10 protein-coding genes are annotated in these 11,307 nt (G+C 33.7%); all 10 read left to right on the forward strand.

The features are described from left to right. Positions 1-438 carry a hypothetical protein gene (locus FT986_RS11525; protein ID WP_147865187.1) on the forward strand — a complete coding sequence of 146 codons (438 nt, stop codon included), beginning with the start codon at positions 1-3 and terminating at the stop codon, positions 436-438. A gap of 119 nt (positions 439-557) precedes the next feature. Next, positions 558-3,152, forward strand: a complete 2,595-nt coding sequence (locus tag FT986_RS11530) for an RHS repeat domain-containing protein (protein WP_147865188.1) — start codon at positions 558-560, stop codon at positions 3,150-3,152. Continuing rightward, complete coding sequence (locus FT986_RS11535; RefSeq protein WP_147865189.1) at positions 3,139-3,618, forward strand: hypothetical protein; 480 nt, start codon at positions 3,139-3,141, stop codon at positions 3,616-3,618. Before FT986_RS11530 ends, FT986_RS11535 begins: the two co-directional genes overlap by 14 nt. A gap of 42 nt (positions 3,619-3,660) precedes the next feature. After that, positions 3,661-6,069 carry an RHS repeat domain-containing protein gene (locus FT986_RS11540; RefSeq protein WP_147865190.1) on the forward strand — a complete coding sequence of 803 codons (2,409 nt, stop codon included), beginning with the start codon at positions 3,661-3,663 and terminating at the stop codon, positions 6,067-6,069. Beyond that, positions 6,044-6,508, forward strand: coding sequence for a hypothetical protein (locus FT986_RS11545; protein WP_147865191.1), 465 nt, complete (start codon positions 6,044-6,046; stop codon positions 6,506-6,508). The genes FT986_RS11540 and FT986_RS11545 overlap by 26 nt, the downstream gene beginning before the upstream one ends. 164 nt (positions 6,509-6,672) lie before the next feature. Next, positions 6,673-8,376: an RHS repeat domain-containing protein gene (locus tag FT986_RS11550; RefSeq protein ID WP_147865192.1), complete on the forward strand. Its 1,704-nt coding sequence runs from the start codon at positions 6,673-6,675 to the stop codon at positions 8,374-8,376. Between the two features lie 535 nt (positions 8,377-8,911). Next, a complete protein-coding gene (locus FT986_RS11555) occupies positions 8,912-9,208 on the forward strand; it encodes a hypothetical protein (RefSeq protein ID WP_147865193.1) in 297 nt (98 codons plus the stop codon). Between the two features lie 116 nt (positions 9,209-9,324). Further along, on the forward strand, positions 9,325-9,588 hold the full coding sequence (locus FT986_RS11560; RefSeq protein WP_147865194.1) for a hypothetical protein: 264 nt from the start codon (positions 9,325-9,327) through the stop codon (positions 9,586-9,588). A 46-nt stretch (positions 9,589-9,634) separates the two neighbouring features. Further along, positions 9,635-9,982: a hypothetical protein gene (locus FT986_RS11565; RefSeq protein ID WP_147865195.1), complete on the forward strand. Its 348-nt coding sequence runs from the start codon at positions 9,635-9,637 to the stop codon at positions 9,980-9,982. 120 nt (positions 9,983-10,102) lie between these two features. Further along, positions 10,103-11,307 (forward strand): RHS repeat domain-containing protein (locus FT986_RS11570; protein WP_222706199.1); only part of this gene is annotated, 1,205 nt, incomplete at its 3' end.

Raw genomic sequence — 11,307 nt, forward strand, 5'->3', positions numbered from 1 at the left:
ATGAATAATAGAAACAGTTTAAAATTAATAGGAATACTACTTATTTCAGCAATTAGTTTTGTGGTAGGATCTCATATTTATAATAAAAAATTTCATGAAAATGTAAAAAAACAACCAAAAATGTATTGTTATGATTACTTTAGGGGTAAGGATTATCCAGTATCAGTATTGATTATTGAAGATTTAGATTTAAAACAAAAGTACTTACATTATTATGAACAATTAAAAAGTGGAAAAGAGCCTTATTTACCAGACGGTATTCCTTTAAAAGGTATGCCTCAATATCATCCTGTATATGTGATGGAATTTACTAAAGATAGTCTTTTAGCAAATGTGGTAAGCTATTATGACAGAGGTAATTTATTAGGAGGAAGCTATACGCGAGGTTGGATATTGAGTGAATGTTTACATGAAGAGCCACCAAAGAAAAAATTCTAATTTAGCATTTTTTAAAAACCAATGTATTCTACGATACTCGATTTGAACTAGATATTCAAAATAGAAAAGTAAAATCAACCAATGCATTAGGTCAAGAAACAATATTTAAATATAGCCTCTTGCCACCCCCTTCGGAAGAAGAAAAAGAAAAGGAACAGAATGAAGAAAATGAGCTGGATCAAATTATATATACCCAATCTCCGGATAGTGGTTGGCGTCTACAATTAAATAATATAGTCGATAATCTTACCTATTTATGGAATGAAAGGGCAAATGTCTTTCGTTACGAATTTGATATTCTACAACGTCCCCTAATGGAATGGGTTGATGACGGCGCAGGTGAAAAATTGACTACTTATAAAGTATATGGTGATTGGATTGGCGTGCCCAATCCTAGACAAGAAAACCTAAAAAATAAAGAAATTTATAATTTTGACCAAAGCGGAGCCTTAGCAAATACACAATTTGATTTTAAAGAAAATTTGTTACAGAGAAACAGGCAATTGGCTTTAAATTATCAAAATACGATAGATTGGTCTTTATTGATTGGAGAGCAAACATTGGCAGATCTTAAAGCTGCTGCAGATGCAGAACTGCAAACAGAAGAATTTCAAAACATATACGAATTTGATGCTCTCAACAGAGTAATATTAAAGACCCAACCTGATGGGAGTAAGTATAGTTATAGCTTCAATAAAGCAGCGCTATTGGAAAAAGTAGCTACGCAACTACCGCATGAAAACTCATTTACAGACGTGGTAAATAAAATCACTTATAATGCGCGTGAACAAAAAACAGCGATTTACTATGCCAATGGCAGCCAAACAAAGAACACTTATAATCAGGACACTTTCCATATTATACGTATCTTAACCACTAGAAATACTGGTCAGGATATTATGCAGGATCTAAACTATACTTTTGATGCCGTTGGGAATATAACCCAACAGCGTGATGATGCCCAACAGGCACAGTATTTTAGCAATACCGTTATTGATCCTACAAATAGATATAAGTATGATTCGCTGTACCGTTTGGTCCAGGCCACCGGTAGGGAAAAGGGGAATCTTCCCGCACCAAACAGTAGCGGTTACCAACCCGATTGGATACCTACCAATGGAAAATCGTCTCAAAGTTTAGCAACCTATTGTGAGCAATATAGCTATGATGAAGTGGGGAATATATTAGAATTGGCTCATAAAGATACCTGTGGAGGAACCGAAAATTGGAAACGAAGTTATGTGTATAATAATAATACGACCAATAATTATTTGTTAAGTGCACATACGGGAAGTACACCTCCAAGTAGTCCACAATTTACTTACGATGCACACGGTAATATGTTACAGATGCCCCACCTACAAGCAATGAACTGGGATTTTGCCGATCAAATGAAATCTAGCCAAAAAACCGGAGAAACTACCTATTATGTATATTCTGGAGGCGAACGCATACGAAAAATTGTTACAGACACCAGTGGGACTGCAGAAAAAATAAAATATGAGCGTATTTATTTTGGGGAGTATGAAGTTTATCATAAATACAATACAACAGGAGAACTGGAAACCGAAACGCTAACCCACCACGTTAAGGATGAGAGCTTAGCCATGGTACTGCAAGAAGTAAAAACAGTGAATGAAGGTAGTCCTATTGAAAACCCAATAACTATTTCCCGCTACCAATACGGTGATCAATTGGACAGTGCCAAGCTGGAACTCAACCATAGCGCAGAAGTGTTGAGCTATGAGGAATATCATCCTTTTGGTACAACCTCGTTTGAAATGCATACCAACAACAGTGAGGTTTCACTAAAACGTTATAAATATGTGCAGAAGGAGCGAGATAGTGAGACCGGTCTATACTATTATGGTGGCAGATATTATGCTGCTTGGCTTGGTAGGTTTACCGCTTGTGATCCTTTAGAAGATAAGTATCTAGGCTGGAGTCCATATAATTATACTTTAAATAACCCTGTGCGTTATACGGATCCTACAGGAAAAGGGCCTGAAGATATTATAATAATAGGTAAAAATGGAAAACGAATAACTATTTCTACAGCCGACGATAACCACAGATATATTTATGTTCCATTTGAATTTGAAGAAAATCGTAATTTGGATTTGGGCTTCTCTGAACATAATACAAATAATTTAGCTGTTGGTTATAGTATAGGAGTATCTGCTGAGGCAAAAGCTACATATGGGGGTAAATTGACGGGAAGTGCAACTGTAGTTAACTTCCCTACTAATAGTGAGTATGGAGATTATAATTATATTTATGGAGAAGGAGAAGCTACAGGTTCAGGAGGTGCCCAATTAGGTCTCAATGCTAACATTGAGGCTAACTTTTTTATAGCTTATAGTTCTGATAGAGAAAGTATTAAACCTTCTTATTTTGAAGGAAGATCTTCTACATATGGTTTAACTGCAGATGTTAAGGCTATGGCTGGTGGAGGGATGTCCATATATGGTTTTCAATCAGAAGATGAAAAATGGTTAGGAATTGGAGTAGGTTTTAATTTAGGAATTGGAGAAGGATTGTCAATTGCTGCTTGGACTAGAGGAGAATCTTATTCCGTTATGTTGAGTAATCAAAAACCAACTTCAGAAAGAAGTTTTCTTGATAGATTCTTAAATGATTATAATGTTCAAACAATGGTAGGTCAAGCTATTTACCAGTATTTACAAAAAGAAATATCTAATGAAGAAAAATAGAATAATATTAATTGTAATAGGGGTTCTTTTAGTTTTTAATTTGATTCTGTTTAAAGACAGGATATTTAATGATGTCAATGATCAATTAGAAGAAGTTGATACTAGTAATTTTAAAGGAATCGAGAATCTAAAATTTTTAGGAAAAGTTACTAAAGTAAAAGAGCAATTAGGTCATTTTCACGGAATGGGGATTTTACAAGTTAATATGGTCAAAAGTAATATTGAGTATTATGATCCCAGAAAGAAACAAGCTAACTATTATTGCATAATTAAGGATACCATTGCAGAGTTTTATGTTAAAGGAGTTTCTGATATAAAACCAAATGATACTATTTATGTAGATATTTCAAAGGAAAAATCTGAAGTATTCAATTTATCACGTGATTTCGCTCGTAGGTTAAGTCTAATGGTTTATCCTAGAAGTTTTTTTGATTACATTAAACGAAAAGAATATCAAGACTTATAATTAATGAAGAATATCAGTAGTTAAATCGAAAAGTATTTTTACTTGAAAATAAGAATAAATAAGATATTTAGTTGGGATGGTCGCGGTTACCGGCAAAGAATGGAATATGATATCGCCCAACGCCCCATTGAAAAATGGGTGCAAGCTCCCAATAATACCAACGAAATTTTAAAACAAAAAACCGTTTATGGCGAAACGGCCAATAGCCCTAGAACAAAAAACCTTTTGGGACAGGTTTTTGAACAATATGATCAGGCAGGGAAGCAAAGTTTTACAGCTTACGATTTTAAAGGAAACTTAAAAACCGAAAAGCGGCAGTTTGCCCAAGTTTTTGATGCGGTATTGGATTATAATGGAAGCGTACCGTTAAATACGGAAATTTATACCAATTCTTACGACTATGATGCCCTAAACCGACCGAGAAGCAAAACCACTCCTGATAATAGTACTGCTCATTATAGCTACGCTAAAAATGCAATGTTGCAAAACCAAATTATTGAAGTACGGGGAAGTGGCAACGAAGAACAAACTATAAGCGATATTACCTACAATGCCAAAGGCCAACGTACCGATATCTATTATGCCAATGGCAGCAAAACAAAATACGTTTATGACTTAGAAATCTTTCGAATTATTCGTATCTTAACCACAAGAAATAATGGGCAGGAGATCTTGCAAGATATCAACTATACCTTTGATGCTGCAGGAAATATTACCCAACAGCGGGATGATGCCCAGCAAACTATTTATTTTAGTAACCAAGTGGTACAGCCTTTAAGTAAATATACTTACGATTCTTTATACCGGCTAAAACAAGCTACTGCTAGGGAAAACAGTAACCTTAACCAACCTTCTCACGAAGATATCCCAATTAGAACGCCTATACCTGACGGTACAAGTGATGCATGTAGAAATTACACGCTTAACTATGCCTATGATGAATTGGGGAATATCTTGCAAATAAAGCATATTGCGCAAAACGGGAACTGGACGAGGGATTATTTTTACCCGAGTGACAGCAACCAATTAATTGGCCATACTAGCGGACAAAGTTATTATACCTATGATGAAGCCGGAAATATGCTTACCATGCCCCATTTAAATGAGATGGGTTGGGATGAAGATGATATGCTTATTGAAGTTGACTTGGGCGGAGGCGGAACCGCTTATTACCGTTACGATAGTAGTGGCAACCGGGTACGTAAAGTAATTGTGAATGGGATTGTTAAAAAAGAACGCTTATATATAAATGATTTTGAACTCTGGCAGCAAAGTAGTTCTGGAACTGTGCAAACAGAAAGGGAAACACTAGGTATTAGCGATGACGACCCTTCGACAGGCTCAGGACAGGGAAAAACATTCTTACAATTAGAAACCTCAACTGTTGATAATGGTTCTATAGTTTCAAACCCAACCACCAACTGGCGTTACCAATATGACAATCATTTGGGAAGTGCTTGTTTAGAACTTGATGATTCCGCTGCTGTTATTAGCTACGAAGAGTATTATCCATTTGGGACGACGAGTTACAGAAGCGGTAAATCTGCTACAGAGGTTTCATTAAAAAGATATAGGTACTGTGGTAAAGAGCGAGATGAGGAGACAGGACTTTATTATTATGGAGCTAGGTTTTATGCGGCTTGGATAGGGAAGTTTATAAGTATTGATCCTTTAGCAGAGAAATTCCCGCAATTGACACCCTATAATTATGCGGGGAATAAGCCTGTGACGGGAAAAGATTTGGAAGGATTACAGAATACTACTGATAGTCCTGTTGAAAATAATGAAAATGACCCACCAAAAGAAACAGAACCAAACAATTCAGAAATCATTGATGAGGTTGTGAATTATTTTTCAAAATTGAGTAGTGAAATTAGTGAAACCATCCAAAGTGATATAAATAGGTCTGACAAAGATTGGGAACGTATGAAAAAGGATTTTAAACCTATTTCAGAATTTATTGGTAAAATTTTAAATTTTGAGCCTAGAGGAGGTATTGTTGGTTATGCAGATAGTAATTTTACTCAAGATGGTATAGCTGAGCCCAACAAGGCAAAGGCAGGTGACGATGTTACTTATGTAAATTTAACTGGATTACAGGTTGCAGCTGTTATTTACGGACCTCAGCAAAATGGGAAAGTACCTGAAGGAGCTAAAATTGTTAAAGATTTACTTTCTACTTTTTTAGAACCGATTGAAGAAACTTCTAACAACTTTAATACACTTACAAAAACGGATTCTTCTAAAAACAACTTAGAAAATATAAAATTAGAAATTGTAGAAAGTTGGTCTGTTGGTACACCATTTGGAAATTACTCTGAAGGTGGTGTGATTACTATAAAAGACACAGCTGTAGCACCTTCCATTAAGGAAAAAGTGCTTAGAAGGATGGATTCAATAAACAATTTAATAAAACAAAAAGCTCGTGAAAAATTTAAAAATAAACTATAAGATAGTCCTTATCATTTTATGTTTAACTTTGATTAATTGCAAAAATAAAAAATTCGATGATTTAGGTTCCTATGATATTATTTTTCCTTCAGAAGTTAAATATAATGATAAACAATTCGGAAAAATAAATATAGATTTTCCTTTTGATACAATAAGTTTAAATCAAAAAGATAGAAGGTATACTTTTTTATATTTAGGTGTTTTTAGGAGACAAAAAAAAATGTCTTTAGTAGAGTTAAAAAAACAACAATTAGACACTTTTGTGATGTTAAATGAAAATATAATTCCATTTGAAATATATTTTAATAAAAAAGGCAAATTAAAATTAGATGGATATATTTCGGATCAAGTAATACTTGATAGCTTTTACCCCAATGGGGATTCAAGAATTATAACTCATGAGGTTAGAATAATAAAGGACATAGAAGTTATTGAGTAATAATAGAATTTGGTCTTTAAAAGACCAACGTACCGATACTTTATACCAATGGCAGCCAAACAAAAAAAACTTATGATCAGGAAACTTTCCGTATTATACGTATCTTAACCACTAGAAATACTGGGCAGGATATTATACAGGATCTAAACTATACTTTTGATGCCATGGGAAATATCACAGAACAGGTAGACAATGCCCAACAGACACAGTATTTTAGCAATACCGTTATTGACCCTACAAATAAATATAGATATGATTCGCTGTACCGTTTAATTCAGGCCACCGGTAGGGAAAAAGGAAACCTTTCTGCTCCGAACAGTAGTGGTTATCAACCCGATTGGATACCCACTAATGGAAAGTCTTCCCAGAGTTTAGCCACCTATTGCGAACAATATAGCTATGATGAAGCGGGGAATATTTTAGAATTAACTCATAAAGATTCCTGTGGAGGAACCGAAAATTGGAAACGAAGTTATGTGTACAATAATAATATAATCAATAATTATTTGTTAAGTGCGTATACGGGAAGCACCCCTCCAACAAGTCCGCAATTTAGCTACGATACGCACGGAAATATGTTGCAGATGCCTCACCTGCAAGCAATGAACTGGAATTTTGCCGATCAAATGAAATCTAGCCAAAAAACCGGAGAAAAAACCTATTACGTATATTCTGGCGGCGAACGCGTACGAAAAATTGTAGTGGACACAAATGGAAGTACAGAAAAAATAAAATATGAGCGTATTTATCTTGGGGAGTATGAAGTTTATCATAAATACACTACAACAGAAGAACTGGAAACCGAGAGGGTAACCCATCATTGTAATGATGAAGGCTTGGTTATGTTATTACAGGAAATAATGACTGTAAATGATGGTAATTCTGTTGAAATCCCGACAACTATATCCCGTTACCAATACGGTGATCAACTGGATAGTTCAAAACTGGAACTCAACCAAAACGCTGAAGTCTTAAGCTATGAAGAATATCATCCTTTTGGCACCACATCGTTTGAAATGCATACCAATGATAGTGAGGTTTCTTTAAAACGCTATAAATACGTTCATAAGGAGCGGGACAGTGAGACAGGGCTTTACTATTATGGAGCACGATATTACGCCGCTTGGCTTGGTAGGTTTACTGCAATTGATCCATTGGCGGATAAATTGCCTGAATGGTCATCATATGTATATACACTAAATAATCCTATAAAATTCACTGATCCAGATGGAAGAGAACCATTAGATACAGAAAATGAATTTTTCAATAATTCAAATAGTATTGAAGATAATAGTTTATTAAATATAAAAAATGATTGTTGTGGAGAAGGCAAATTAATTATAGGTGCAAGAGGTGTTGAAGAAGTTCAAAAAAATTCATTACAATCACTTACTACAGAATTTTTGACTAATGCAGGCAATGTATTAAGCTTAGGATCTATGGCTTTATCTTTGAAAAGTATTTCTAAAACAGGAGAAATAATTGTTTCTGGAGGAAAATGGCACATATACTCTAAGAGCACTCGTGCTATAGCAAATACATCTTCAATGTATTTTCAGACATTTGGACGAATTGCAGGAGTTGCAACAATAGGTTTAGATTTTTTAAATTATAAATCTGGAAGAATGTCATTTGGAAGATTTTCTATGAATTCATCCTGGACTGCAATTGGTATATGGGGCGGACCGTTTGGGTTTGTAGCCTCTGCTTCTTATTATATAATGGGAGATGTATTGGGAGGTCACGAAAGAGCTAAAGAACATTTTGAAATGGTTCAAGACTTTACTCCTGAGGAAAAAAGAGCTTGGATTAAAGAAAGTTTAAAAAACAAACGTGGTAATATTAAAGTTAAAAACCCAAAATTATAATGAATTATATATATTATTTAATTTATAAATTCACTTTACTTACTCCTTCTAAGAAAGAGCAACCTGAACATATAGCTAATATGATATTGGCATTCATAACCTGTGCCAATATTTATATTGTAATAACTTTGCTTTATAAATATTTTGACTTCTCGTTTTTTGAATTTTTCAGTAAAAATCTTGAGTTAATATTTATTTTAACTTATGTTATTACATTGATAATTGGTTATTTATATTTTATAAGTAAAAAAAAATATATTTTACTAATAAAAAAATTTGATAATGAAAATAAAAGCCGAAAGTTGAGTAAAACAATTTTAGCCTTAATATATATAATTTCTATATTTTTTTTAGCTTTTATTATTTAATTTTTGCTAAGCAACTTGAAAACTAAATGATAAATGTATTGCAGGCAACGAATCCTGAACAAGCTCCAAATTATGAGGAATTACCAGAAAAATATCCCACAAAAGGAGAATTACCTACGAAACAGAATAAAACTATTAAGCCAATTTATACTATATACAATTAAATCATGAAAAAACTAATAATATTAATTATATCATTATTCCTAATTTCCTGTGATAATAACGAAAAAATGATTGATATAGGTAATGATATTATTGATAAAATAGAAAATTACAAGAAGGAGTATAATAAATTACCATCAAACCTTGAACAATTAGAACTTAAAAATTTAAATAGTTCATTTCATTATGAAAAAAATGATGGTAAATATGTTTTGTGGTTTGGAACAACTGTAGGAGAGTCAATGTATTATTATTCTGATTTAAAAAAATGGGATTATAAATTAAGAAGGCTTTCTAAATAAATAGAATAACTATAAACAGAATGTAAAAATTTTAATGATTAGATTTTATTATTAATTGAAAAGCTACTTGAAGTAATTCTAAAACAGCTTCTCATGAAATTGGTCATGGATTTGGGTTGGTTCATCCAGAAGATATTGATCAAAGAGGCAAAGTTTCTAGTATAAAGTTTCCAAGAGGAACTATTGTTGATTCTAAATATCAGTATAACCCTAATGCCGAACCAGGGAAATATGGCGGAACTCTAGATCCTAGTAATCGAAAAGTAACGCAAGAAGATATTAAAATTTTTTTTAAAGATATAAAGTTTGATAAGAATGGAATAGGACAAATCGGTAAAATAACAAATACAATATATTATAAAGATGGATCGACTAGATAGAAAATTTCCACAATTAATTTTTTTAATTATTTGTTTATATTCCTGTATGAATAAAAATAATAGTAAACTTGTGAAAGAAACTATTAAAAAAGAAAATTTTTCTTATTCTAATAATTGGAAAGAAGACTATAATGGATGCAAAGGATTACGTAATATTAAATTGTCTGATAGTTTAATTTTAGAGTACGGCTTGAAAAATTCTGATATTGATTCTTTTATAGTAGTTTTTGGTAAACCAAATTTCCGTGTTGAAAATGATGATAATATTGATCTATATTATTATTACGATAGTTATTGCAAAGATTTTAAAATAATTGATAGTTTAGATAAATGTTACGCTGAGTATAGATTTAAGTTATCAAAATATGTTTCTAAAAAGTATTCGTGTAATTGATAAATAACAAAAATTCGATTTTCAAAGAATATTTTACTTAAAAACGATAACGGAAGCAATGTAGCTCCGGTATTTTACGATACCCGTTTTGAGCTAAGCATCAAAGGGAACAAACGTAAAATGATCGATGCCCGTGGAATGACCACGGAATATAGGCCCCCTCTAGCTCCCCCCAAGGGGGAGGATGAAGATCCCGTTTTTAATTTAATTGATAACCCGGATAGCGGGAAAACCTGGCTGTTAGCCGATGTCGCTAATAAACCGAGCTTCAAATGGGATAGCCGTGCATATCGCCAACGTTTAAAATATGATATTGCCCAACGCCCCATTGAAAAATGGGTGCAAGCTCCCAATAGTACCAACGAAGTTTTAAAACAAAAAACCGTTTATGGCGAAACGGCCAATAGTCCTAGAACAATAAATCTATTGGGGCAAGTTTTTGAACAATACGATCAGGCAGGGAAGCAAAGCTTTACAGCCTATGATTTTAAGGGGAGTTTAAAAATCGAAGCACGACAATTTGCTCAGGTTTTTGATGCGGCACTGGATTATAGCGGAAGTGTAGCTTTGCAAACAGAGATTTATAGTACTTCCTATACCTACGATGCTTTAAATAGACCGACTAGCAAAACAACTCCCGATAGTAGTACGGCTAACTACAAGTACGCTAAAAATGCGATGCTAGAAAGCCAAACGCTTGAGGTAAGCGGCAGCGGTAACGAAGAACAAGCCATTAACGATATTACATACAATGCCAAAGGTCAACGAACCGATATTTATTATGCCAATGGTAGCAAAACAAAATATGAGTACGATCCTAAAACCTTTCGTATTATTCGTATCTTAACCACAAGAAATAATGGGCAGGAGATCTTGCAAGACCTACATTATACCTTTGATGCAGCGGGGAATATTACCCAGATGAAAGATGATGCCCAGCAAACGATTTATTTTAACAACCAAGTGGTAGCACCAATCTGTAAATATACGAATGACTCTCTGTACCGACTAAAAAAAGCCACGGGCAGAGAATTAAATGGGTTAGTACAACCTAGCGCAACTGACTGCCCTATACAAACTCCGATACCTGATACGGACACCAATGCTTGCAGAAATTATACCTTAAATTATGATTATGATGAGTTAGGGAATATTTTACAGCTGCAACATATCGCACAGAACGGGAACTGGACACGTAATTATTTTTACCCGAGCAATAGCAATAAATTGATAGGCCATACCAGCGGACAAACTGATTATACCTATGATGCTGCTGGAAATATGCTAACGATGCCACATTTAAATGAAATGGGTTGGGATGAAGA

The sequence above is a fragment of the Mesonia sp. K4-1 genome (assembly GCF_008017825.1).
Taxonomy (GTDB): domain Bacteria; phylum Bacteroidota; class Bacteroidia; order Flavobacteriales; family Flavobacteriaceae; genus Mesonia.